The sequence below is a fragment of the Cognatishimia activa genome (assembly GCF_026016445.1).
GTDB lineage: Bacteria > Pseudomonadota > Alphaproteobacteria > Rhodobacterales > Rhodobacteraceae > Cognatishimia > Cognatishimia activa_B.
Genome location: NZ_CP096147.1, coordinates 1,788,261 through 1,810,328, shown reverse-complemented (window position 1 = coordinate 1,810,328; position 22,068 = coordinate 1,788,261). Strand labels below are relative to the sequence as shown.

The following is a 22,068-nucleotide window of genomic DNA, read 5'->3' as shown; positions in this document are numbered from 1 at the left end:
CAGTTGTACCCAAGTCAACACGAAATGACACAAACGTACGTTCGGATGGAAAATTGAATTATACAACTGTACCAAACGCAGCATTAAATGCCCTGTCTCAAGGGTTGGATGAGATGACACCACAAGTGCGCAAGGCCGCGCGCTATGTCATGGAACATCCCGAGGATATCGGGTTCTCTACTGTGCGAGAGGTTGCAGAGGCCGCAGATGTAAAACCCAACACAATGGTACGTATGGCCCGTCAGGCCGGATTTGATGGGTTTGACGATTTCCGCGAGCAATTCCGCGATGCAATTCGATCCGGTGAAGCCTCGTTTTCGGACCGCGCACGCTGGCTGCAAGGCATCCAAAAGGGCGGTGCGATGGGCGAGCTTTTTGCCGACATGGCAGAGCGCGCCTTGAAGAACATCGAAAAGACCTTTGCCTCGACCAGTGAAGAACAGTTGCAGGCGGCGGCCGAAGCCATCTGGAATTCACGCAAAGTCTACACTTTGGGCGTCGGCGTGAATCATGCCAACGCGCATAATTTCACGTACCTCGCCTCAACCGGAATGACCGATTTCCACACAATTCCGCGCCCGGGGTCGACCAGCGTAGATGATCTTGCATGGGCGGATGAGCAGGACGTGTTGATCGCGATTACCTGCTCACCTTACCGAACCGAGGTTGTGCAGGCTGTTCAGTTCGCAAAGGAGCAGGGCATCAAAATTGTCGCCCTTTCAGATTCACCCGCGTCACCGATCATTCGGGCTGCAGATCACGGGTTTCTGGTGTCCACGGAAACCCCTCAATTTTTCCCATCGTCCGCCGCAACGATCGCACTGCTTGAAACTCTGCTGAGTTTTGTCGTCGCGCACTCTTCTGAGGAAGTCGTCGGCAGGGTCGAAAAATATCACAATCGTCGCCATCAGCTTGGACTGTATCAGGAGGATCAGAATTGAACGCACCGCTCACGCACACACTAGAGCCAAGATACTATACGGATCCCGATATCTTCGAAAATGAGATGGAAGGTTTGCTGTCCCGCACTTGGCAATTTGCTGGACATACCAACGACATTCCGAATGTCGGTGACTATTTCGCCTTCGAGATCGCAGGGCAAAACCTTTTTGCTATCCGCGGTCGCGATAACGTTATCCGCACATTCTATAATGTGTGTCAGCATCGCGCTCATGAAATGGTTACGGGTACCGGCAATACGCGCGTCGTGGTGTGCCCATACCACCAGTGGTCATATGAACTGACGGGTGGTTTGCGTGCGGGTCCAAACCTAAAAAAAGTGCCTGGTTTTGACCGCGAAAAAATTTGCCTGACCGAGGTTCGCACAGAAGATTTCCTGGGGTTTATATTCGTTAATCTCGATAATGACGCAGCTCCGATGGATGAATGGTACCCTGGTGTGCGCGAAGAAATTCGAGAATTTGTGCCACACGTGAATGAATTGGCCCCACTAGAATGGGTTGAGATTCCAGAAGATTGCAACTGGAAGCTTTCGGTTGAGAATTACTCCGAGTGCTATCACTGCCCGTCCAACCATTCTACCTTTTCAACGGGAGTCATCAAGCCGGAAACCTACGATATCCAGCCTGACATCAATGGTGGTTATGTTCTCCGGCATGTGACCGAGTGCCAAGCACTGGAAAACATGACCTATCCAATTGATATGTCCGTGCCTCATGCTGGGGACTACCAATCTTGGTTCCTGTGGCCAGCTTTCTCATTCCAGTGCTATCCAGGCAATGTGCTTAATACATACCACTGGCGCGCAAATGCCGTTGATAAATGCACCGTATGGCGGGGCTGGTTTACCGAAGGTGGTCACGAAAGCGACGTAATTCGCAAGTTGGCGATTCAGGATCGGGAAACCACGGTAGAGGAGGATATCCGACTGGTCGAGTCTGTGAACCGCGGCTTGAGATCCAAAGGCTTCCGCCCGGGTCCGCTGGTTCTTGACCCTTCCTGTGGTGTTATGAGTGAACACTCAGTCGCCAAACTGCATCAGTGGATACGAGAAGCGGTCGATTGCGCGCCCAAGTCAACAGAATAAGCCCGTCACATTCTTACAGAAGAAACACTGAATTTGGCGCGGTGCAGATAGCGCCTCGTCAAAGGGTTGGAGGATATCATGCATGAAGTGAAGCCTTACTGGCAGAATTATATCGACGGCCAATGGGTTAACGGCGGCGCGGGGCGTATCGACGTTATTGATCCGGGAACCGGCCAAAAACTGGCTGAACAGGCGCTCGCTGATGCAGACGACGTAAATCGTGCTGTCATGGCAGCGCGACGGGTTCATCTATCTGGTGCACTCAGCGATCTGCGCCCTGTCGAGCGTGGCCGCATGGTGCAGCGTATGGGTCATTTCCTGCTCGAAAAGATCGACGAAATCGCGCCGGTGCTAACCAGAGAGCAGGGCAAACCCCTTTGGGAAGCCCGGATGGAAGTCGAAGCGGCTGCTCGGTATTTTGAATACTACGGTAATCAAGCTGAAACAGTAGAAGGTCGTTCGATCCCGCTGGGTTCAAACTATTTCGACTTCACCACCTACGAGCCCTATGGCGTTTCGGCACAGATCATTCCTTGGAACTATCCGATGGAAATGACCGCGCGTTCGCTTTCTGCGGCGCTGGCAACTGGCAATACGGTTGTTATCAAAACCCCAGAATTGACACCTCTGACAAACGCCTGGTTTGCTCAAGCAGCCGAAGTGGTTGGCTTGCCTTCAGGAGCTGTAAACATCCTTTGTGGTCTGGGTCATGAGGCAGGTGCTGCTTTGTCTGCCCATCCTCATGTGAACCAAATTGTCTTCACAGGTTCCGTCCCAACTGGAGTTGCAATCGCCACAGCCGCAGCACGCAATATTGTTCCATGCGTATTGGAACTGGGAGGAAAATCTGCGGCTATCGTGCATGATGACGCAGACTTGGAAGCTTTTGCCAACGACGTGCGTTGGGGCATTTATTTCAACGCGGGACAAGTCTGTTCCGCCATGAGCCGTGTGATTGTTCATGAAAGCCGCCACGATGAATTGGTGGAACGTATTGTTGATACGGCCAAAAACCTGAATGTTGGCCCGGGCATCGACTTCGGTGAGTTTGGCGCAAACATGGGAGCGATGGTCAGCGAGGCACAGCGTGACCGCGCTGCCGGCATGGTGTCGGAGGCGATTTCCGTCGGAGCAACGGCGGCAACGGGTGGGCGAAAGATGAACATCCCTGGTGCCTTCCTTGAACCAACTCTTTTGACCGGAGTGACACCAGGCATGACGATTGCCAATGAGGAAGCATTCGCACCAGTCCTGTCCGTTCTGAAATTCAAGGATGATGCAGAAGCAATCCAGATTGCAAATGGGACGCCCTACGGTCTCGTCGGTGGTGTTTTTACCAGTGACATTGACCGAGCGACCAAAGCTGCACGCGAAATCCGTGCGGGTCAGGTTTTTGTCAATGAGTGGTACGCCGGAGGGGTTGAAACTCCCTTCGGCGGTTACGGAAAATCTGGCTACGGCCGGGAGAAGGGGCGCGAGGCGCTCTGGAACTACGTGCAAACCAAGAATGTTGCCATTCGGTTGCGCGGCTGAATCGAAGTAAACGCAAAAAAGGAGAGGGAGAGAGACTATGTCAATCCAACCACCGCTAACAGATCTGCCGATTAAGACCGCAGAGAGCGGCTTTTATCGAGGTTTTACCAAAGACGTGGCCATCACCGCCAAAATCGTCGTCGGTGCTCTGATCATCTGGTCAGTTGCCTTTCCTTCACAGGCGGGTGCGGTTCTGTCTAATCTGAACTCAGCGATCCTGACCTCGTTCAACTTCTGGTACGTCTATGTGATGGCCTTCTATGTGATCGTCTGTATTGGGCTGGCGCTATGGCCTGCGGCCGGGCGGTTGAAACTGGGCCATGAGGATGACAAGCCCGAGTTTTCGAGCTTTTCCTGGTTCTCGATGATGTTTGGGGCAGGGATCGGCATTGGGATGCTGACCTTTGCGACCGCGGAGCCAATGTATCACTTTGGCGTAAACCCGGACACCATCACTGGTGTGACAGACCCATCGGCGCTGAATAACGTGCGATCTGCCTATGTGTGGTCCTTCACCCACTGGGGGCTTGCTGCCTGGGCAAGCTATGCCATCGTCGGTTTATCGCTGGCGTATTTTGCCTTCCGTCGCGATCTGCCGTTGACCATCCGGTCTGGCTTGGTTCCAATCTTTGGCAAGGCGCTGTCCGGCCCGCTGGGTCACATCGTCGACATCGTCGCCGTTGTTGCCACTGTGCTGGGCGTGTCCCAGACGCTGGGCTTCGGAGTTGAACAGTTCATCGCCGGCCTGTCACGGATCGGGCTCGGTGACTGGTTGCAGACTACTGACGCAGAAGGCACCGTCAAAGCCAGCATGGCCGGTATTTTGGTTGCGCTAGCCGTGATCATGGGCGCGTCAACCTTGTCGGCGTTGTCTGGCGTAGGCAAAGGCATCAAGTGGCTGTCCAACCTGAACATGGTTCTTAGTTTCCTGCTGCTGGCGTTCTTTGTTATCTTTGGCTCGACGATGTTTGGCCTGCAGGCTTTGTTTGTCGGGATATTCGACTATCTCGTCTCGATCCCTAGCACAATCTTAGCGGTCTGGTCTTCTACGCCACTGGACAGCTTTACCGCTTCGGCTCCTGCTGCGGTTCAGGCACTGTCAGCTGAAGAGATTTCTGCCATCCACGGCGCCGCAACAAGCCCATGGGGTACGCTGCAAAGCTTTACCGATGGGCTGCCTGCTGCAGCTGCTGGCCTGTCCGCGGAAGATATTGCTGCTGCTTACGAGGTTGGTACTGAAAGCCGCCTGTCTGGTTGGCAGGGTGCCTGGACGATCTTTTACTGGGCGTGGTGGATTGCCTTTGCTCCCTTTGTGGGCGTGTTCTTGGCGCGCATTTCGCGTGGCCGTACCGTGCGTGAATACGTACTGGGTGCGATGATCATCCCGTCGATCATGTGTTTTGTCTGGTTCGCCATTGTGGGTGGCACAGCTATTGATCTGACCCTGCAGGGTGAGGCGTCGATCGCGGCCGCAGGCACGTCAGATCAGCTGTTTGCGACCCTTGCGGTGCTGCTGTCCGACAATATGTCATGGATTATGTCTGTAATGGTTGTAGTGCTGCTGTTGACCTACTTGGTCACCTCGGCGGACTCGGCTGTTCTGATCATCAACACCATCAACGCAGGCGGCGACGAAGGCCCCAAGGCCCGTCCGCACATCCTGTTCTGGGGTGCAGCTCTGGCGCTTGTTGTTGGTGCCTTGTTGATCGTGGGCGGCCTGTCAGCAATCCAGACGGCAATGGTGATTGGCGCATTGCCATTCTCGCTGGTCATGGTGCTGATGGCATTCGCAGTGCTCAAGGCCATCTGGCGCGATGGTCAGCGTGAAAAGGTTGGCGTGCCTAGCACGGCGTCCAAGATCGCAACACAAGAACCCGCAGAATAATCTGCAGATGCAACGGGGCGGTCTTGGAGGAGGCTCCGGGACCGCCCCTTTTTTAAACGGAGAAACCATGAGTCAGTTTGACGAAGACCTGTTCCTGAAGGGCCTGGAGCAGCGCAAATCCACTTTGGGCGCGGAATATGTCGAAAAGAATCTCGCCGCGGCGGATAATTTCACGCGCCCATTCCAGGAAGCAATGACCGCCTGGTGCTGGGGTTTTGGCTGGGGTGACGACACTATCGATCACAAGACGCGTTCAATGATGAACCTCGCGATGATCGGCGCACTGGGCAAAATGCACGAGTGGGAAGTTCACTGCAAAGGTGCTTTGAACAATGGCGTCACCAAGGAAGAAATTCAGTCGATCATCCACGTAATTGGCATCTACTGCGGCGTTCCACAATCCTTGGAATGTTTCCGCGTGGCACGCAAGGTGCTCACCGAGCGCGGCCTGCTGGAGTAAGAATGTATGGTCAAAGTCACGTTTTTTAGTTTTGAAGGACAGGCTAGAACTGTTGATATTCCTGTTGGATCTTCAGTAATGGAGGGCGCGCGAGACAATAACATAGCTGGCATTGAAGCCGATTGTGGTGGTGCCTGCGCATGCTCGACCTGTCATGTTTATGTCGATGACGCCTGGGTGGACAAGCTTGTGACAAAAGGCGACGTAGAAGAGGACATGTTAGAGTTCGCGTATGAGCCAAACGAACGCTTATCTCGGTTGACATGTCAATTGAAGGTGACGGTGGATATGGAAGGTTTGGTATTGCGATTACCTGAACGCCAAGTTTGACTCCTGCCACTTCAAGACACCTGAAAAGCGCCACCTACAATTGGTGTTTCGTAAGCCCAACGAACTGGCAGTATCGTTAGCCGTCGTTAAATCAGAAGTTCTAGATGGTATTACTACGGCGATAAGTCTATCGGGAAACGTTCAAAGTATGAGTGTTTTCCGGTTTCTAATTTGTCAGGCATGCGTGACTCTCACATGCTTTAGTCTTGGTCTCGAGCATCCCCAAACTTTTAAATAATACGTGATCCGCAACTTCTGAACCGAGAAGACTTTGTCAGCCCATACCACCATGTACCTTGGATTCTCATTGTAATCTTTAGCGATCGTTTTTCGGCCTCGGTTTTCGTATAGTGTTCGGTAGAGATTGGTACAATTCTAACAGCTACTTAGCATTGGCTAAGCTTTTGAAAGTTGATTTTTGTTACGCCGGTTTCTGAGAGCAACCCAGAATGCGCCTACGACCAGCAGGATGTTGATAACAAGCAGAGTTGCGGCAACAGGACGATCCACGAAAATCCAGTATCCTTCTCGAGAGATCAACAAGGCTCTACGCAGGTTGTTTTCTAGGATCGGGCCCAAAATCAAACCGATCACAATCGGTGAAAGCGGGTAGTTTGCAGCTCTGAACAGAATACCAACGAGCCCAAACCCCAGCATCACCATCAGGTCAAACACCGACGCCTGAAGGGCAAATGTACCAATGGAACACAGAAGCAAAACTACTGGGATCAGGTAGAATTTCGGGATACGCAGAATGTAAACGAACAGAGGCGTCACCAAAATTCCGGCAATCAGCAAAAACACATTGGAGGCGAGATAGACCAAGAAGATACCGCCCACCATGTCCGGTTGCTGTTCAAATAGGATTGGGCCGGGTACAAAACCCAAAATCAACAAGGCGCCCAGCAACATGGCAGACGACGCATCGCCCGGAATGCCAAGAGCGAGCGAGGGCACTAGCGTACCACCAACAGTCGCGTTATTGGCCGCTTCCGTTGCCACCACCCCGCCTTCGGCGCCTTCTCCGTAATTCTCATCCGGTCTCGCCCAGGCTTTGGCGATTGCGTAAGACGTGAACGAGCTGATCACCCCGCCTGCGCCAGGAAGGGCACCAAAGAACACGCCAATGCTTGAAGAGCGCACTAGGTTTTTCCAGTTTTTGAGCGTCAGAAAAATCGAATTGAAACCGGGACGTTCAATCTTGATTTCCGGCTTCTTCAACAGATCCCGACCCATGATCTGAGCGGCCATCTCTGACACTGCGAAAAGGCCGACAACAACAGCAACGATATGAAAGCCATTCAGCATATTGTGGTTGCCGAATGTAAAGCGGTAACCGGTCGAAAATTCGTCTGTGCCGATGGTCGCCAAAAGCAGACCAAAACACCCAGAGATCAGCCCTTTTACCAACGATCCACCCGAGATGATGGCAATGGCAAATAGACCTGTAATGGCCAGCATGGCATATTCGGGTGGGGCAAAATCGCTGGCAAAATTTGCCAGGATTGGCGACCCCATGATGAGAACCACACCACCTATCAGCCCTCCAATGGCCGAAGCCGTGATGGCGATGCCAATCGCATCAGACGCCCGGCCTTTCTTCGCCATAGGATAGCCGTCAAACAAGGTGGCTGCAGCCAAGGGAGTGCCGGGGATACGTAGCAAAATCGCGGAAATGGAGCCGCCACAGGAACCGCCCACAAAAATCGCGATCAGAAACCCCATTGCGGCAACCGGCGGCAAAGAAATTGCCACAGGCAGCAATAAGATAATGCCCATTAGCGGCCCGAGGCCAGGAAGCGCGCCAATGAGCAACCCGATAATGACCCCCAGCAACGTCATGCTAACAGCAAGGGGCGTAAGGAAGAGTTCCAGACCGGATGCAACAGATTCAAACAACATGATCAATCACCATGGAATATTCAGGCCGAACACGCCGCCTGGCAGAACGACGTTCAGGATTTTTTCAAAGGCATAGGCAAACACAAAAGCCAGCGCGAAGGATGAGAGCAGCAGCTTTAAGGTGTTCCGTGCTCCACAGGTCCACATGATTGCGAAGACCATTGGGCCGGTGGTTAAGTGGTATCCGAGTGTCTTGAGTAGCCCCAGATAAACGCCGAAAATGACCAGCAACAGTGCGCCGCGTTTCAGTTGGTCGGGCTGTGCTGGAGGCATGTCGTCGTCGCTTAATGGCGGGGCCAATCGCTCAATCACCAGCTGCAACAGCGCCAATCCCGCAATTGCAATCGCAATTGCCCGCGGATATGCCGCGCCGTTGTTGTAGGGACCGCCGCTGGCGATCCCCTGTTCTGTCATTGAAGTGTAGATTTGCTGAAAGGTAACAGCGACGATGATTGCGAGAAAGGCAAACACCAGCCATTGCATTTGTTTCTGGGTAATCATCGTCAATGCGTCCTTAGTTTAGCTTTTTCAGCTCTTCGACTTCCCAATCAAGGGCATTGCCCATCGCTCCGAGTTGTCCGGCAACCGGACCTACAATGGCGTCATATTGAGTATGGTCCCACTCTAGCGGTACAAAGCCAACGGCTTCGATGGCAGAGCGAACGTCGTCGCGTTTCATCGCAGCGGTCATCGCCGCGCGCAGTTTGGCTACTTCGGCATCTGGTGTGTCTGGGTTCACAATCCACCAGGTCCATCCCATTGGCGCAAGCCCGGACAGTCCAAGGTCAATGCTGAGGTCCGCGATGGATGGCGCCCCATCATAGGAGGCTTTTGCGCCAGGGAGCTCAGACAGAACCAGCATAATGTTGAACGCTGGTTTGTCCTGAATGTAGTTGCCGACATTTACGAATGCGAAGTCCAGAACACCCGACTTGAGGTCTTTGACGGCGTTGCCGTCCTGCGTGTAGGGCACGTTCTGCGCAACAACACCATAAGACTGCAGAACCTTCGCGATCACCATATGCGGCAGGTTGTTGCGCGAGCCTGAAGAATACCGCAACTCGCCTGGATTTGCTTTCCCATAGGCCATCATCTCTTCGAAGTTGGACCAGCGGCTTTCACCCGGACGACCACCAATGGCAAAGGCATTGGACACGGCTGCATGCAGTGGTGTGAAATCGGAATAGGTCCAGTCAGCGTTTCCAAGAACAGGTTGCAGGACCAGCGGTGCAACATAGCCGTCAAACACGGTGTATCCATCCGCAGGCCGTTGCATGGCCGTGATCTGGCCTTTGGTGCCCGCAGCCCCAGGTGTTGAAATCACAGGCATGTCGACGCCCAGCTCTTCACCCATCGCTTTTGCAATGATCTGGCTGACTGCCATAGCATTTCCGGGCCCCCAAGGGTGGATCAATTCAATGGTCCGCTCAGGGAACTCTGCCATCGCAGCACCTGCGCCAAATGTGGCGAAGGCAGCGGCGGCAAAACCGGTCTTTAGGTTCTTCATGAATGTCATGTTTTCCTCCCATACATATATTCATGTTGTGTTTTGGCGAAGTTCGCCAGTCTCTCAGGGGCCTTCCAGCCCGAAATGGGCGTAAAGCTCCGTTGGGGCGTCGTGCCGTTGGAAATGGTAAGAAATCCGTTCCTTTAGGCGCGAAATAATCACTGGATCGTCAATGGGTTGCTGCTGTTCCGGGTCATTGGGCAAGTCATACAAAGCAGAGTTGCAATCAGAGAGTGTTTGCCCGTCATTCCCAAGCTGACTGTTTTTGGGATCAAGCTGAATGCGCAATACCGGCGCGCCTTTTGTGAAATCGAAGGGACCCACCAATTCGCTGGATTTCAGTTCTTCGATGTCAAAGTGGCTGAGCATATGTGTTGGCATGAGCGTGTAGATATTGATTTGATCGGGCGTCGTGCTGTCCGGGTAGTGGAAGTAACTGTACGTTCCGTCCGTGACGCAGACCGGCCCGGTGAACATTCCGAGCGCGACGGAGTCATGACCTGCTTTGTCAATGCCAAGCAAAGCCTTGATCGAAGACCCCGTCACACCGGGTGGAACTTCACATCCATGGAAATCCAGAAATGTCGGCATAAGATCCGGTGTTTGTGTTAATCCGCTTCGCCGCTCACCTGCATTTTCAGCAAAATCCGGATGGCTGATCATCAACGGGATATGCGAAATTTCTTCATAGTAAGGCATCCTATTTTTGCCCCACCATTCGTGTTCCGACAGTAGGAACCCGTGATCCGTAGACAGGACCAGGGCGGTGTCCTTCCACAAATCATTTGCGTCGAAATAATCCAGCAGCTTACCAAAATACTCGTCGCACATGGCCACAAGCGCTGCGTAGTTTCCTCGGATTTCTGCAATGTCTTCAGGAGATTCCGTGGCACGCTCATACATCGGCCAGTCAAGAATTTTGCCATTGTAGCCGCTCGTGTAAGCATCCCTAAATCTGTCGGGCGCCACAAAGGGTTCATGCGGATCAAAGCACTCCAACTGCAAAAACCAGTCATCTGCTTCAGCGTTTAAATCAAGAAAATCAAAGGCCGCCGCAAAACATTTCGCAGTTGGGAAATCGGCCTCTTCTTTGAGGAAATCTCGGGAGATTGCCGCGCGGGACTTTTTCCAAGCCGTCTTCCCAGAGGTGCCTTTGGTGACGGATTGCCCTTCTGGCAATTCATCCAGTGGATAGTGGCGGGCGTCAAACTTCTCTTTGTAGCGTTGTAGTGGAGGCTGTACCAAAGCTTTCAGGGCGTCATATTCCTGCCCCCGGATGAAGTCGAAACTATCGTAAGCCGTCGCATATCCCCAGCCGCCTTCCTCGAAGTAATGAAGATGGTCAGAAATCAAATGTGTGTAGACACCAGACTGGCTGAGGCAACGGGCGAACGAGTCATCAAACGGCTCAAGTGGCCCCCAGTGACGATGCATGAAATTCAACCGCCCGGTGTGCATGTCGCGACGCGCCGGCATGCAAGGCAGGCTTCCAACATAGTGTTTGTCAAATGTCACTGAACGCTGCGCAAAACGATCGAAATTCGGTGTTTCAACAGCTGTTCCTCCATAGGCACCGAGTGCCAAGCGGTTCAGTGAATCAAATAGGACAAAGACAGTTTTCATTTCGCTCCCCAGCCGCCAAATTTTGTGATTGGCGCTTTCGGGAGTGTGGGTCGAAATAAATATTCTGTAAAATTGCTTTTTTGCCCTAAGATATTCAAAAAAGGAATATCATGGACCGCAATTTAGATGCCTTCCTCGCCGTTGCACGCGCAAACACTCTGACAGAAGCCTCGGAGTCGATTGGTTTGACGCAACCCTCGCTCACCAAACGGATTGCAAACCTTGAAGAGAGCATCGGGACAGAGCTGTTCATTCGGCATCGTCGGGGTATGACATTAACTGAAGCGGGACATGTCTTTTTGCGTCATGCAAAACGTATCGAAGCCGAATATCGACAATGTCAGGAAGAGGTCGGTATCGTCGGGTCCGCCGGACTGTCAGTTTTGCGCGTGGGTGCAGGACCTCTCTTTCACTTGAATTGCGTCGCCGGGTTGTTCGCGCAATTGAAGTCTGAATTTCCACATCTCAAGCTCGAGCTTTCAACGGATGTGAATTTACCCAAAAGCGACTTGCTGAATGATGGTACGCTTGACGTCTACATGGGTGTCATCACCGATGACCATCTGGATGACACCATTTACGTTAAATACGTGACTCAAGTGGAGCACGGGTTAGTACTCCATCCAGATGATCCGTTTGCCAAGAGAGAAACCCTCGATCCTGCCGAACTAGAGGGATACAATTGGGTTATTTTCGCCGTCGACCCGGAAACGGAGCGTACAATCCGAGATTATTTCGTCCCAGGATCAATGAATCGTTCTATCATAGATGTGCGTACGACGTCATTTAATACAGGTCTTCAGCTTGTACATGAGGGAAAATTTGTTCTTTCGGCTCCCCTTCAACTAGCGACGGTTATAAATTCCACAGGTCTGGTAATAAGACCGACGACGCAAGGAATGCCCACGCGGCGTGCCGGAATTTACGTCCGCGAAAGCGCACTTGGGTATGGTGTAATCCAATCAGTTCTACAATATTTTGACACGTATGTGTTTGATTTTCAGAAATAATTGAAAGCGCTGGTGTTGAGATATCAGATGTCTACAGTTGCTATTCTTTACCATCGCTGCCATTTCTGGCGGCCCCCTTCTTAAGGGGCTTATCAGATCATGAGTCGCGACCTTCTGAAGTAACCCGATGTAGAGGTCGCGCAGCCCGGGTTCCGATCCGTCATCCTGACGCACAGAAGCTGGAAAACCTGATCCGTTCCTCGGGTATCAGCTTCTTTTCTGGCACTTTCCCGGGGGCGGGCGGGGTTATCAGCTCTTTCACCTCCTACGCCATTGCCAAAACCTCGGCCCGGCCGGATGAGAAATACGGCAATGGCACCGAGGGCGGCGTCGCAACGGAAGGCGCCAACAACGCGACCGTTGGCGGCAGACGGGTCCCTTTGCTGGCACTCGGTTTTCCGGGCGACGCATCCTCCGCGATGCTGCTTGGTGCGCTCCTGATCTTTGGCTTCGTGCTGGGCCCGATCCTCTTCGAACAACAGCCCGACATGGCGGGCGGTACTTCCCTCGCCTATATGGTCTAGAATGTATTTCTGCTGATCGCAGGCATATTGATGGCACCGTTTTTTCGTCTACGTGCTGCGGATACCTAAGTACTTTCTTACGCCGATTGTGCTGCTCTTGTGCTTTGTCGGAACCTTCGCGCTGCAAGCTTCGGTCTTTGACTTGGTGGTCATTCTTGGTTTCGGGCTGATCGGCATCCTGTCTCGCGCTACGCGTTTCTGATTTCGAGAAAGGGGTACTGGATTATTCTCGCCCTCCAGTGTCCGCCTTACTGGTTACGGTGAATGTATTGCTCATTCGGGGTGCCTTTCGGGACGGGCTGCGCAAATGCCGAATGAAAACGGCAAGTCCGGCTTCAAGCTGACAAGGCCCGCCGCTTTGATGTTCAGCGTAACCAGACGAAGTTTACAATTCCTGTCTCATTTGTAAAATAGTGCCAATGGTGAGGGAGAGACCCGTGGCGCGGCGCGATACGAAAACTCAAATATTGGAAGCCGCCTGCGAGGCATTCCGTGAGTACGGATATCAAAAGGTGTCTCTGAATGACATTGCGCGGGCGGCGGAAGTTTCGCGGCAAACGATCTACATCCACTTCGGGGATAAGGAGACCCTGTTTCAGGCGAATTTCGAGTTCGAGATGTCCCGAAATTTGGCGCAGGCAACGGAAATTCTTGAAACAACCGCCGAGCCCTTGGAAGCGCTCACAGAAGTTTTTGGCGTTTGGCACGGGCAATATGTCAAACGATATAGGCGCCTGAGAGCAGGGGCGGAACAACCTACTATCCAACTGTCGGGTGCCCGATTTATCGAACTTCGAGCCGCGTTCATCGCGCTGTTGTCAGACTACATCTCAACACACCCGGCGATTTCCTTTGCCGCAAATGATGAAGTGTCTGCATACGATGCCGCTGAGACGCTGGTTGCGACGTCACTGGGTCTGCACGGCTTCTCCAGCAGCGAGGTCGACTACTTGTCCAAAATGAAGACCGCAATTCGCACCATTCTCAAAATCTCAAAAACCTAATACGGAGATTAATATATGAAATTTGGCTCCATGGCTGCAGCCGCCTCACTTGTGGTAGCATTTCCCGCAATCGCAATGGCGTGCAATCCAAACCCGCACTTCCCGATAGAGCGACACTCAACCTCGGTCATCGCGTCAGATCACCACGCCGTCTTTACGGAAATCACCATCAACGCCCCTGCCGCAGAGGTCTGGGATGCGCTCACGGACTTCGAGGCAATGCCGGACTGGAGCCCCGCCTTGCAAGGCATAGAGGGCGACCTTGCGGACGGAAGCGCGGTCACGGTCTTCTACAAAGTCGGTGACAGGGTCGCGGAAATTCCACATGTCATTTCGTACCAGGAGGGCAGGTCCTTCGGCTGGGCCGAGGAGTTGAAAGGTCCGGCCCCCGGCATTTTCGACAACCACTTGTATGAGGTCGTGGCAATCTCGGATTGCCAAAGCAGGCTCATCCAAAGTGACGCCTTCAAGGGGACCAGCACCGAGCAACCCAACCGCACAACGGCCTTTTTTGCCGAGCGCGTTCTTCCGGGGTACCGGGCCTTCAACCAGGCGCTGAAGACGGAAGTCGAAAAGTAACGCTGCTACTTAAGAAACGGATAGATCCCATGACACACAAGTTTACCAGAATTACCAGCGTGCTAACAGCACTATGTTTTGCCACCCCGGTTCTTGCGGATGGCCGTGATTGCACCATCGACGACACGCTTGCTCTTGAGACGTTCGGCATTACCGAGATGGCAGAAGATCACCACATTATCGAGACGGAAATCATTATCAACGCTGCCCCGGAAAAAGTGTGGGCTGTCCTCATCTCGCCCAAAAATGACTGGAGCTCGTCCTATCGCGGCATTTCGGGCGACGTACGCAATGGCGGTCAGGTCAACATCGCCTGGCGCATGAAGAACGGGAACTTAACCGATTTCCCGCTCGTGTTGGCGCATTACATCGACGGTCAGCAATTCGGGTGGTCTGAGGAGTTTCCAAACGCAAAGGGCATTTTTGACAACCATATCTACCGCGTCGAGGCTATTTCGGAATGTCAGACCCGCTTTGTTCAGACCGATGCGTTCAAGGGAACAAGTGTGGAAAACCCGGACGCCAAGACGAAAGCCTTTGCAGAGCAAATCCTGCCTAGTTACGTCAACTTCAACCGGGAATTGAAAGCCGCAGCAGAATAGCGAGAGTTGTCCGGACCGCACTGAATGGCGCGGTCCGGATCTGGCGTGACTATTCTACGTGCTGATGCCACATGTCGGTGACTATTTCCCAACCTTCGTCCTCAGGTTTCAGCACGAAAAGATAGGTGCCGGTCGCATCAAGGCCTGCCCTTTTCACAACGGCTTCTACGGACCCAATCATTACGGCGAGCGTTTCATCTTCGGAGACGAACAAATGATCGATGGTGTGCGTTACCTCGCCCGCGTTTTGCGTGACAAACTCAAACAACTGCCGAGGTCCTTCCAGCCCCTGAGTGACGCGTTTGCCTTGCTCAATCCAAAGCGTGTCATCGGCATAAAGCCCGATCAGCGCTTCGGCATCACCTGCGGCGGCGGCTTCGTTGAAGCGGTCGTTAACTGCGGTCAGGCTCGCAGGTTCGTGACTATCGGCAAATGCGGTCGTTGCTGTTACTGCGATGATTGCAGCAGAGAGGAGACGTTTCATGGATTTTCCTTTGAGGGTTAGGGTTGTTCAAATGTTTTCATTGCGGGTCATGATGACCTCGCGGGTGATCTGCCAGCGGTCGTCCTCGAACACGAAGTCGATGCTGAGTGTCACAAGCTACTTACGGTTGGTGACATTGTTTTTCCGGCTGATAATAATGTGTCCTTGGGACTCATTGGCCTCGACCAGATGATAGAGTGCCCATGGATCGGGGTCTTGCATCTGACCCATGGCAGCCTGCACATGTTTCATAAAACCGGGTTTGTCGTTGCGCATCATCTCGCCGCGGTCGACCAGCAGATAGGTCTGCATGTCAGCGTGATAGACGCGGTCCAGCACGTCGAACGAGTGGCCTGAAACCCCGGCAATAAGCTCATCAAGGGTGGCTTTCACCGCAGCGGTGTTCGGGTGATCGGTTGTCATGGTCATCGGGGTATTCCTTGGTGGTGTTGGTGCAGAGAATTGCGAAAGACGTCATGCCGCTTGCGGATTGTCGGCCTTGCGCAACGTGATCCGGGATAGTAGCAAGGCCCCGGTAGCACACAGGGCTATCGTCACGACCATCGGCAACGCAGTAGCGTCAAGAAACGGCTCGCTGATCGCGATCATCAGGCCTGCGGTCACAACCTGAAGCGTGCCGCCGAGGGACGCGGCGAGTCCCGCAATGCTGCCGTGCTTGTCTAGCGCCAGCACCATGGTTGGCGGCACAACGAAGCCCAGAAATCCAAAAGAGGTGAAGAGCACCGCAATGATCACTGGCAGGCTGCCAAAGCCTGCGGCTGTCAGAACCACGAGCAAGATCGCGGCAGCGGCGTAAAGGGCAGTTGCGCCTTTAATCATGGTGGCCATCCCTAAGCGTTCAGCGACTTTGCCGACAACTTGTGTGGCGAGGAAGAAGCTCAAGCCATTCAGGGCGAAGGCCAAGCTGAATTGAATCGGCGTCAGGCCGAATTGGCCGGTATAGACGAAAGAGGCGCTTGCGAAGAAGACGAAGAAGCTGGCCATTCCGAACGCGCCGATGAAGGTCAGGCCCAGATAAGTCGGATCACTCATGAGCGTGCGAATGCCGGTTGTAAAGGTCGAGACGTCGAGCCGGGTGCGCTTCTCCGCTGGCAACGTCTCGGGCAACGCGGTTCGCGTTAGCACAAGGCTTAGAACCGCGAGCAGCATCAGCGCCAGAAAGATCGTGCGCCATCCGGCCAGCATCATGATACCGCTGCCCAGCAACGGAGCAATCATGGGGGAGACGCTGATAACCATCATGATCGTGCCCATCATACGGGTGGCCGCAACGCCAGTGTCGATGTCACGGATCAAGGCCCGTGGAATGACCATCACCACCGCCCCGCCAAGGCCCTGCACGACACGCGCGGCAGTCAAGACCTCGATAGTCGGGGCTAAGTAAGCCAAAAGACTGCCTGCGATGAACAGCAACAAGCCAATGTAGAGGGGCAGTTTCCGGCCGGTCTGATCCGAAACCGGACCGTAGAAAAGTTGCGCACTCTGGAAGGGCGGGCAGATACATGTCGATGGTCATCGGGCCGACCACGGAAAGCAGTCAGAGGATCAGTCCGATTTTCAACGTGGTTGTGGGAAGGGAAGTCTCTGACATTTTGCGCTCCTTTGGCTGAATCAAGCGAAGGTTCCGTTGGCGGGGAAGGGTTCTGTCATGCCGCGCATGAACTTCAGACCACCCACAAGGGAGCCAATCTGCGGACGCAAGAAGGGTACATTCGCAATATCAACCATGCGCAACTCACCCTCTTGATTGACGAGGAAAAGGCCGGGTTCTGCGAACGGACCTTCTACATCCATGCCGTGACGCGGGCTGGATATATAGAGGCCCAGCGACTGCATCTGTTTGATGCTCAACCCGTAGCCGACCGCGTAATCCGGGTTCACTTCTGTGATCTGATCGGCGGCGCGTGCTTCGCTGTCGGCAGAGATAGCGACGATTTCGATACCCAACTCCTTCAAGGGGGCAACAATCTCGTTCAATTCGCGCAGGTAACGGGTGCAGATCGGGCAATGTTTGCCCCGGTAGACAACAATCAGCTGCCAATCATAGCCGCTCCCGGTTTTGCCAAGAGTGAGGTTTTCCCCGTAAAGTTTTGGAAGTTCTGTGTGCGGGATTTTGTCGCCCGGCTTCGGTTTATTGGCGTGCATATCACCGCTCCTTGACTTAAATAACAATCGTTACATATATATAGCAGGAGAGAGGTCAAGGACTTTTATTGTGATCGATACAAAAAAAATGGGAAGGCCGCGTACCTTCGACGAGAATGATGCACTGATGGCGGCCATGAATGCCTTTTGGGCAAGGGGCTACGACGGCACTTCGATGAAAGACCTGTCAAACGCGATGGGTATCAGCGGACCGAGCATCTATTCTGCTTTCGGAGACAAGCGCGAACTGTATCTCAAGACCATCGATCGCTACGCTGATGTCGATGGTTGCGCGCCCATTGTCGAGTTTGAAACCGCCGGAACCATAGAAGAGGCGGTGCGCAATTTTCTGGAGGTGGTCGTTACCTATTCGACGCAACAGGAAGGGGCACCGCGCGGCTGTTTCCTGGCATCCTGTGTCGCGATGACCGTGGGCGAAGTCGAAGGCGTGGCCGAACGTATGGACAAGGCCATACGAGACACCGATGCGCGCCTCGCAGGTCGTTTTGAGGCGGAGAAAGCAAAAGGCAACCTTCCGCCCAACTTCCCAGCGCAAGAGCGCGCAAGGCTATTGCACGATATGCGCCAAGGCCACGTCCATCGCAGCCGCGCAGGGTGGTCTGCCGAAAGCCTGTTGGAAGATTTGGACGATCGGGTCCGCATGATCCTGATGACCTGACCGACGCAACCTCAAAATGCAGGACGAGCCTTTGGGAACGCCCCGCATCTTTTTGCTGTATCACCCTTCTTCCGTCGGGCCGCTAGCTTCTTTCCACGCGTCGAAGACGCCGACATTAGTGACAGATGTTTAACCCATATCGATAAGGGTATTACCAGACAGCGCCGCTTGCCCGCCCAGACCGCAGAAAAGGTAAATCTCGGCATCTTTCTGAAAGGCTTCATTATGAAAGCCCATGTCGGGATCAGCAGCGAACTCGATAAAGCCGCGCGGAATTCGAACGGCCCTGGAAATGGTGCCGGTCTTGGCGGCAACTGCACTATCACGCACATCGACAAAAACGCCGCCCCCGGCGGCATGAACTTTGATTGCTTCTTCCGACGACAATTTCGGAACGACAGCATTGGCTTCTTCAAAATATGTTTGAGCAGTTTTCATGGCTATTCTCCAGTTGATGAGTGAAAGAGAGCCGGCACAAGTGCCAGCTCTCAGGGGAGGGATGGCCCCGTAGGGCAACCTGAAATTCGGAATGTGACCTATTTGAAGGCGATCATCGAAACCTCGACCAAGACCGGGGCGCCGGGTTTTCCGCCCGGGAGAGCACCGACTTCGACGGCGGCCCGCGCTGGTGGCATCTCGCCTTCGCCCCAGTAGGTTCCGTATACTTCATTGAACGCGCCATAGTTGACCATGTCGGTCATGAAGACCGTCGCCCGGACCGCATCGTTGAAGTCGTAGCCTGCTTCGGCCATGACACTCTTGATATTGTCCATCACGATCTTCGTCTGATCCTGCACGTCATTTTCGCCATCCCGTGCGTGGGCCGGAATCTCGCCGCCGACATAGGCGATCTGGCCGGAGACGAAGAGGAACCCGTTGTCTTAGCCCCATAAAACTGTGCCACTATTTATTTGGCATGGGAAAAATGAGGGATGGCTCGAAAGCGATATTCGGATGAAGACGCGCTGCGATTGTTGCGCGAGAGAGACGTCCATCTTCATGACGGGCTTGATGTCGTGAGTGAGTGCCGCAAGGCGGGGATTTCGGACAAGACCTATTACTATTGGCGCAAGAAGTTTGGTGGCATGGGGCGATCGCAACTTGTGGAGATGAGAGCGCTACAAAAGGAGAATACGCTTCGACTGCAGACACTTGGGATCTTGAAATCCTGACATCAAACGCTGAGTGGAAATTGGTTGCAGCCAAGGCTAAAGCCGCCCGTCCAGTGTTTGAGAAGCGCGGTCGGTTTTCAGGAGAGATTGTGGAAACTGATAAGCACTGAGACGGGTTAGTCCACTAAAGGAGACGTTCGCGGTCGAGTTAGCGAACGTTGAATTCGCGCACATCTCCAAGACTTTGCAAAGTCCGCTTTCTGCGCATAGCTGATTTTTGCGCAGCGCAGCACAGGGGGCTTCGGGCCGAATAGGCATGAATGGCCGCTTTTTCGGCTCAGGCGCAAAACTTTCGCAAACGCAGCGAACTTCCGCTTTCCGCCCATTGAGCAACGCTCAATCATCCCACTCCCAAGGCTCGTTACTGCATTCGTTGCTCTTTGGTCGAGCGCGCTGCCGCGAACCTGTCCTCACTGCCGGTAAATCCAAAGGACTAACTTTGGCATTTGGGACGAGGTTGACCAGGCGTTCATCGATTTCTAGTGCCACCAAAATTCGGACTAAACTCTCAAAATTACCTCCAGTTCCAGCCTCCAAACGTCTGACGGCACCTCGAGAAATACCTGCTAATTCTGCTATGTCTTTTTGCCTCAAGTTTCTCGAAAGCCGGTAAGCTGCAAGACTTTCGCCGAACTCTTGAGCAAGAACAAAAACTGGTTTGCTTGGGTTTTGATTACGGTCCAATAACGGCTCCTTAAGGCGTTTATTTGCGATAAGGCTCTAAAAAGGGATCACTATCACAGTAGCGTTTGCGAGCCATCACGTTTAAATTGCAATCTCAGCGACCCAGTCTCGTTGAAGGCTCGTTGAGACTTAATTTCTTCCCCGCGTCGCAATCAGATTTCATCGAATGTCTCCATTCGGTCCGTATGCGGTTGGCTTTAGCAGGGCATATGCCTCATGTAGGCCTGAGAACTTCGGACCGTCACTACAATGTCTTAGCAGTCGGTCATCAAATTGGTGCGCTTTTCACTGCCAAACTTCAAAAAGGTCGATTATTTGAGCGCCGGTGCGATCGTTTCGAGAACTATCCGACCACTCTCTCTCGCCTAACAACCACTCAGACTCAGTGAGTTTGACCGAGTCCCATTCCAACCAAAATTGAAGTTTGTCATGTTCCAGGAAGATCATTCTCCCTAGAACGCGCTCGTCATGTAATTTTAGAGCGAACTCGGCTACTTTTTTGGAGATTGCTATTCCGCTGCCCCGATCAATAGCAAGGTAGCTACGAACAAATTTGGTCAATAGTTCAAAAGGTTTTCGCGAAAGTTCATGCGCCGCCAATTCTTGCTCGGAGCGATCTTTCCAGGATTTTAGGCAAGCCCATCCACTTTCGGTGAGGCATATGAATTGAAGCGTGTCTCCTTGGAGCGACCCGGAGTGTACTTTCATTTCATGAGATTTTAGGAATCCTAGAGCTTTCAATATCAATGCGTTTTCGTAACTTGTCGCACCGTTCTCGCTCACTTCCAAAAGCGGCCGGAGCACCGGGTCTGCCAACATGCCTCTTATCATGCGCTGACAAGTCCCCGACCCAAGCTCATTTCGCATCGATCGTTCCCAAAATGCCTGAGTGAGTTGGTCGGTCTTCAACAAAAGTTTGGGGTCGACCAAGTTAAGATCTAAGTACATGCCATTTCTTTCGATATGTGAATTTTCGCACGTCATAACGAATGTCTCTTAAAACCGGTAGAGCTAAAACCGACATCGGGCGATGGGATGTGTATGAAACGCGTCCCTAAATCCCCCCTTCGAGATAGGTTGGCAACTAATCTAAGGGTTGAGCGAGCTAAATTGGGATGGTCACAAGAACGTTTAGCACAGGAAGCCAGCTTGAATCGAACATATCTGAGCGCGATCGAGAGAAGCGAGCAGAATATATCGATTGACAATTTGTGGAGGCTTTCTCAGGCACTCCAGATACCAGCGGAAGTTCTATTAACGTCAAGGGCAGCGGACAAATGAGCGGAACTAAGTTCAAGCCTTGGTTAGCGCCTCAGAGGCGAGTACAGCTAAGTGTATCGGTGTACGAATTGAATGAATTCGGAACGTTTGCAGTGCATTTCCAAGTTGGAGCCTAAGTGCGCCGCATTCAATTGCTGTCAAATGAAGGGTAAGAGCCATCTATATCACCTGTTCTTCGACAATCCGTGACGGAGAAAAGTTACAAGTTTTTTTGGTTGGCGCTGTTATTATAAATTAAGATATTCATTTCTCAGCTTGCAGACTTAGAGGCGCAAGGCATTGCATAAGTCTCAATAGCTTATAGAGCCGCAATTAAGTCAGAGTGATTTTTTGGCGATCCCGCTAGGACTTGAACCCAGAACCTAGTGCTTAGAAGGCACTTGCTCTATCCAGTTGAGCTACGGGACCGCACAAATGCTGACTTAAAGTGAAAGCTTTAGGGTGTCTATACCTTGCAAGAGACATACAACACTCAAGTTTGAAAGTCCTCGTTTCTGGTGGGTATATCTAGAAAGCTTCGATTGGAAGCTTGTTAAAACGGCCCAGTATTAGGAGAGTGTTTTGCAATGTTTAATTCTTTTCAAAAGAAGTTTTTA

The 22,068-nt window shown here is 52.8% G+C and carries 28 protein-coding genes and 1 tRNA gene; 16 read left to right on the top strand and 13 right to left on the bottom strand.

The genetic code is table 11. From position 1 onward, the window contains the following. The first annotated feature begins 53 nt into the window (after positions 1–53). From M0D42_RS09060 to M0D42_RS09035, 6 genes are all read left to right on the top strand, one after another. On the top strand, positions 54–941 hold the full coding sequence (locus tag M0D42_RS09060; protein WP_265018288.1) for a MurR/RpiR family transcriptional regulator: 888 nt from the start codon (positions 54–56) through the stop codon (positions 939–941). After that, on the top strand, positions 938–2,047 hold the full coding sequence (locus M0D42_RS09055) for an aromatic ring-hydroxylating oxygenase subunit alpha (protein WP_265018287.1): 1,110 nt from the start codon (positions 938–940) through the stop codon (positions 2,045–2,047). The genes M0D42_RS09060 and M0D42_RS09055 overlap by 4 nt, the downstream gene beginning before the upstream one ends. Before the next feature lie 78 nt (positions 2,048–2,125). Then, complete coding sequence (locus M0D42_RS09050; protein ID WP_265018286.1) at positions 2,126–3,580, top strand: aldehyde dehydrogenase family protein; 1,455 nt, start codon at positions 2,126–2,128, stop codon at positions 3,578–3,580. 37 nt (positions 3,581–3,617) lie between these two features. After that, positions 3,618–5,465 carry a BCCT family transporter gene (locus M0D42_RS09045; protein WP_265018285.1) on the top strand — a complete coding sequence of 616 codons (1,848 nt, stop codon included), beginning with the start codon at positions 3,618–3,620 and terminating at the stop codon, positions 5,463–5,465. A 67-nt stretch (positions 5,466–5,532) separates the two neighbouring features. Then, entirely contained in the window at positions 5,533–5,925 is a 393-nt protein-coding gene (locus M0D42_RS09040; protein ID WP_265018284.1) for a carboxymuconolactone decarboxylase family protein, read from the top strand. A gap of 6 nt (positions 5,926–5,931) precedes the next feature. Beyond that, positions 5,932–6,255, top strand: coding sequence for a 2Fe-2S iron-sulfur cluster-binding protein (locus tag M0D42_RS09035; protein WP_265018283.1), 324 nt, complete (start codon positions 5,932–5,934; stop codon positions 6,253–6,255). A 396-nt stretch (positions 6,256–6,651) separates the two neighbouring features. Here M0D42_RS09035 and M0D42_RS09030 read toward each other — a convergent pair whose 3' ends face one another. The 4 genes from M0D42_RS09030 to M0D42_RS09015 are packed head-to-tail and all read right to left on the bottom strand — an operon-like array spanning position 6,652 to position 11,287. Continuing rightward, positions 6,652–8,157, bottom strand: a complete 1,506-nt coding sequence (locus M0D42_RS09030) for a tripartite tricarboxylate transporter permease (RefSeq protein ID WP_265018282.1) — start codon at positions 8,155–8,157, stop codon at positions 6,652–6,654. 6 nt (positions 8,158–8,163) lie between these two features. Beyond that, on the bottom strand, positions 8,164–8,658 hold the full coding sequence (locus M0D42_RS09025; protein ID WP_265018281.1) for a tripartite tricarboxylate transporter TctB family protein: 495 nt from the start codon (positions 8,656–8,658) through the stop codon (positions 8,164–8,166). A 13-nt stretch (positions 8,659–8,671) separates the two neighbouring features. Then, positions 8,672–9,673, bottom strand: coding sequence for a tripartite tricarboxylate transporter substrate-binding protein (locus M0D42_RS09020; protein WP_265018280.1), 1,002 nt, complete (start codon positions 9,671–9,673; stop codon positions 8,672–8,674). 54 nt (positions 9,674–9,727) lie between these two features. Further along, positions 9,728–11,287, bottom strand: a complete 1,560-nt coding sequence (locus M0D42_RS09015; protein WP_265018279.1) for a sulfatase — start codon at positions 11,285–11,287, stop codon at positions 9,728–9,730. Between the two features lie 110 nt (positions 11,288–11,397). Here M0D42_RS09015 and M0D42_RS09010 point away from each other — a divergent pair, with 110 nt between their 5' ends. From M0D42_RS09010 to M0D42_RS08985, 6 genes are all read left to right on the top strand, one after another. Continuing rightward, positions 11,398–12,297, top strand: a complete 900-nt coding sequence (locus tag M0D42_RS09010) for a LysR family transcriptional regulator (RefSeq protein ID WP_265018278.1) — start codon at positions 11,398–11,400, stop codon at positions 12,295–12,297. After that, positions 12,294–12,821, top strand: coding sequence for a tripartite tricarboxylate transporter permease (locus tag M0D42_RS16020; RefSeq protein WP_330221197.1), 528 nt, complete (start codon positions 12,294–12,296; stop codon positions 12,819–12,821). The genes M0D42_RS09010 and M0D42_RS16020 overlap by 4 nt, the downstream gene beginning before the upstream one ends. A 52-nt stretch (positions 12,822–12,873) precedes the next feature. Continuing rightward, positions 12,874–13,023: a tripartite tricarboxylate transporter permease gene (locus tag M0D42_RS09000; protein ID WP_330221167.1), complete on the top strand. Its 150-nt coding sequence runs from the start codon at positions 12,874–12,876 to the stop codon at positions 13,021–13,023. Positions 13,024–13,258: 235 nt separating this feature from the next. After that, the gene (locus tag M0D42_RS08995; protein WP_265018276.1) at positions 13,259–13,825 is read left to right on the top strand and encodes a TetR/AcrR family transcriptional regulator; all 567 of its coding nucleotides are present in this window, start codon (positions 13,259–13,261) and stop codon (positions 13,823–13,825) included. A 15-nt stretch (positions 13,826–13,840) separates the two neighbouring features. After that, positions 13,841–14,404 (top strand): SRPBCC domain-containing protein, encoded by a 564-nt coding sequence (locus M0D42_RS08990; protein ID WP_265018275.1) that lies wholly within the window; start codon positions 13,841–13,843, stop codon positions 14,402–14,404. 29 nt (positions 14,405–14,433) lie between these two features. Then, on the top strand, positions 14,434–15,006 hold the full coding sequence (locus M0D42_RS08985; protein ID WP_265018274.1) for a hypothetical protein: 573 nt from the start codon (positions 14,434–14,436) through the stop codon (positions 15,004–15,006). 49 nt (positions 15,007–15,055) lie between these two features. Here the strand turns inward: M0D42_RS08985 and M0D42_RS08980 are convergent, their stop codons facing one another. The 4 genes from M0D42_RS08980 to M0D42_RS08965 all read right to left on the bottom strand — a co-directional run bounded on the left by M0D42_RS08980 (position 15,056) and on the right by M0D42_RS08965 (position 17,656). Continuing rightward, positions 15,056–15,490: a YybH family protein gene (locus M0D42_RS08980; protein WP_265018273.1), complete on the bottom strand. Its 435-nt coding sequence runs from the start codon at positions 15,488–15,490 to the stop codon at positions 15,056–15,058. A 117-nt stretch (positions 15,491–15,607) separates the two neighbouring features. After that, positions 15,608–15,919 (bottom strand): hypothetical protein, encoded by a 312-nt coding sequence (locus tag M0D42_RS08975; RefSeq protein ID WP_265018272.1) that lies wholly within the window; start codon positions 15,917–15,919, stop codon positions 15,608–15,610. Between the two features lie 45 nt (positions 15,920–15,964). Continuing rightward, positions 15,965–16,945: an MFS transporter gene (locus M0D42_RS08970; RefSeq protein ID WP_330221196.1), complete on the bottom strand. Its 981-nt coding sequence runs from the start codon at positions 16,943–16,945 to the stop codon at positions 15,965–15,967. Between the two features lie 177 nt (positions 16,946–17,122). Continuing rightward, positions 17,123–17,656, bottom strand: a complete 534-nt coding sequence (locus tag M0D42_RS08965; RefSeq protein WP_265018271.1) for a peroxiredoxin-like family protein — start codon at positions 17,654–17,656, stop codon at positions 17,123–17,125. 70 nt (positions 17,657–17,726) lie between these two features. Here M0D42_RS08965 and M0D42_RS08960 point away from each other — a divergent pair, with 70 nt between their 5' ends. Further along, complete coding sequence (locus M0D42_RS08960) at positions 17,727–18,335, top strand: TetR/AcrR family transcriptional regulator (RefSeq protein ID WP_265018270.1); 609 nt, start codon at positions 17,727–17,729, stop codon at positions 18,333–18,335. Positions 18,336–18,464: 129 nt separating this feature from the next. Here the strand turns inward: M0D42_RS08960 and M0D42_RS08955 are convergent, their stop codons facing one another. Then, positions 18,465–18,773, bottom strand: a complete 309-nt coding sequence (locus tag M0D42_RS08955; RefSeq protein ID WP_330221166.1) for a rhodanese-like domain-containing protein — start codon at positions 18,771–18,773, stop codon at positions 18,465–18,467. A gap of 98 nt (positions 18,774–18,871) precedes the next feature. After that, positions 18,872–19,186: a RidA family protein gene (locus M0D42_RS08950; protein ID WP_265021128.1), complete on the bottom strand. Its 315-nt coding sequence runs from the start codon at positions 19,184–19,186 to the stop codon at positions 18,872–18,874. Positions 19,187–19,267: 81 nt separating this feature from the next. Here M0D42_RS08950 and M0D42_RS16040 point away from each other — a divergent pair, with 81 nt between their 5' ends. Continuing rightward, on the top strand, positions 19,268–19,507 hold the full coding sequence (locus M0D42_RS16040) for a transposase (protein WP_419195933.1): 240 nt from the start codon (positions 19,268–19,270) through the stop codon (positions 19,505–19,507). After that, complete coding sequence (locus M0D42_RS08945; RefSeq protein WP_265018269.1) at positions 19,399–19,617, top strand: hypothetical protein; 219 nt, start codon at positions 19,399–19,401, stop codon at positions 19,615–19,617. Before M0D42_RS16040 ends, M0D42_RS08945 begins: the two co-directional genes overlap by 109 nt. Positions 19,618–19,843: 226 nt before the next feature. Here the strand turns inward: M0D42_RS08945 and M0D42_RS08940 are convergent, their stop codons facing one another. Both M0D42_RS08940 and M0D42_RS08935 read right to left on the bottom strand, forming a co-directional pair. Further along, positions 19,844–20,191, bottom strand: a complete 348-nt coding sequence (locus M0D42_RS08940) for a helix-turn-helix domain-containing protein (protein ID WP_265018268.1) — start codon at positions 20,189–20,191, stop codon at positions 19,844–19,846. A 285-nt stretch (positions 20,192–20,476) separates the two neighbouring features. Further along, positions 20,477–21,139 carry a hypothetical protein gene (locus M0D42_RS08935; protein WP_265018267.1) on the bottom strand — a complete coding sequence of 221 codons (663 nt, stop codon included), beginning with the start codon at positions 21,137–21,139 and terminating at the stop codon, positions 20,477–20,479. Between the two features lie 87 nt (positions 21,140–21,226). Between M0D42_RS08935 and M0D42_RS08930 the strand changes: the two genes are divergently transcribed. Then, the gene (locus M0D42_RS08930; protein WP_330221165.1) at positions 21,227–21,472 is read left to right on the top strand and encodes a helix-turn-helix transcriptional regulator; all 246 of its coding nucleotides are present in this window, start codon (positions 21,227–21,229) and stop codon (positions 21,470–21,472) included. 331 nt (positions 21,473–21,803) lie between these two features. Here the strand turns inward: M0D42_RS08930 and M0D42_RS08925 are convergent. Further along, positions 21,804–21,880: transfer RNA gene (locus M0D42_RS08925), tRNA-Arg, on the bottom strand. Positions 21,881–22,068: the final 188 nt, after the last annotated feature.

Bases quoted from the DNA above. Each gene is read 5' to 3' on its own strand.
- M0D42_RS09035 (WP_265018283.1), top strand. From the start codon at position 5,932: ATGGTCAAAGTCACGTTTTTTAGTTTTGAAGGACAGGCTAGAACTGTT.
- M0D42_RS08930 (WP_330221165.1), top strand. From the start codon at position 21,227: ATGTGTATGAAACGCGTCCCTAAATCCCCCCTTCGAGATAGGTTGGCA.
- M0D42_RS09030 (WP_265018282.1), bottom strand. From the start codon at position 8,157: ATGTTGTTTGAATCTGTTGCATCCGGTCTGGAACTCTTCCTTACGCCC.
- M0D42_RS08935 (WP_265018267.1), bottom strand. From the start codon at position 21,139: ATGTACTTAGATCTTAACTTGGTCGACCCCAAACTTTTGTTGAAGACC.
- M0D42_RS08990 (WP_265018275.1), top strand. From the start codon at position 13,841: ATGAAATTTGGCTCCATGGCTGCAGCCGCCTCACTTGTGGTAGCATTT.
- M0D42_RS09025 (WP_265018281.1), bottom strand. From the start codon at position 8,658: ATGATTACCCAGAAACAAATGCAATGGCTGGTGTTTGCCTTTCTCGCA.
- M0D42_RS09045 (WP_265018285.1), top strand. From the start codon at position 3,618: ATGTCAATCCAACCACCGCTAACAGATCTGCCGATTAAGACCGCAGAG.
- M0D42_RS09020 (WP_265018280.1), bottom strand. From the start codon at position 9,673: ATGACATTCATGAAGAACCTAAAGACCGGTTTTGCCGCCGCTGCCTTC.
- M0D42_RS08975 (WP_265018272.1), bottom strand. From the start codon at position 15,919: ATGACCATGACAACCGATCACCCGAACACCGCTGCGGTGAAAGCCACC.
- M0D42_RS09010 (WP_265018278.1), top strand. From the start codon at position 11,398: ATGGACCGCAATTTAGATGCCTTCCTCGCCGTTGCACGCGCAAACACT.
- M0D42_RS08955 (WP_330221166.1), bottom strand. From the start codon at position 18,773: ATGAAAACTGCTCAAACATATTTTGAAGAAGCCAATGCTGTCGTTCCG.
- M0D42_RS08985 (WP_265018274.1), top strand. From the start codon at position 14,434: ATGACACACAAGTTTACCAGAATTACCAGCGTGCTAACAGCACTATGT.
- M0D42_RS09015 (WP_265018279.1), bottom strand. From the start codon at position 11,287: ATGAAAACTGTCTTTGTCCTATTTGATTCACTGAACCGCTTGGCACTC.
- M0D42_RS08965 (WP_265018271.1), bottom strand. From the start codon at position 17,656: ATGCACGCCAATAAACCGAAGCCGGGCGACAAAATCCCGCACACAGAA.
- M0D42_RS09040 (WP_265018284.1), top strand. From the start codon at position 5,533: ATGAGTCAGTTTGACGAAGACCTGTTCCTGAAGGGCCTGGAGCAGCGC.
- M0D42_RS09050 (WP_265018286.1), top strand. From the start codon at position 2,126: ATGCATGAAGTGAAGCCTTACTGGCAGAATTATATCGACGGCCAATGG.
- M0D42_RS16040 (WP_419195933.1), top strand. From the start codon at position 19,268: ATGGCTCGAAAGCGATATTCGGATGAAGACGCGCTGCGATTGTTGCGC.
- M0D42_RS08980 (WP_265018273.1), bottom strand. From the start codon at position 15,490: ATGAAACGTCTCCTCTCTGCTGCAATCATCGCAGTAACAGCAACGACC.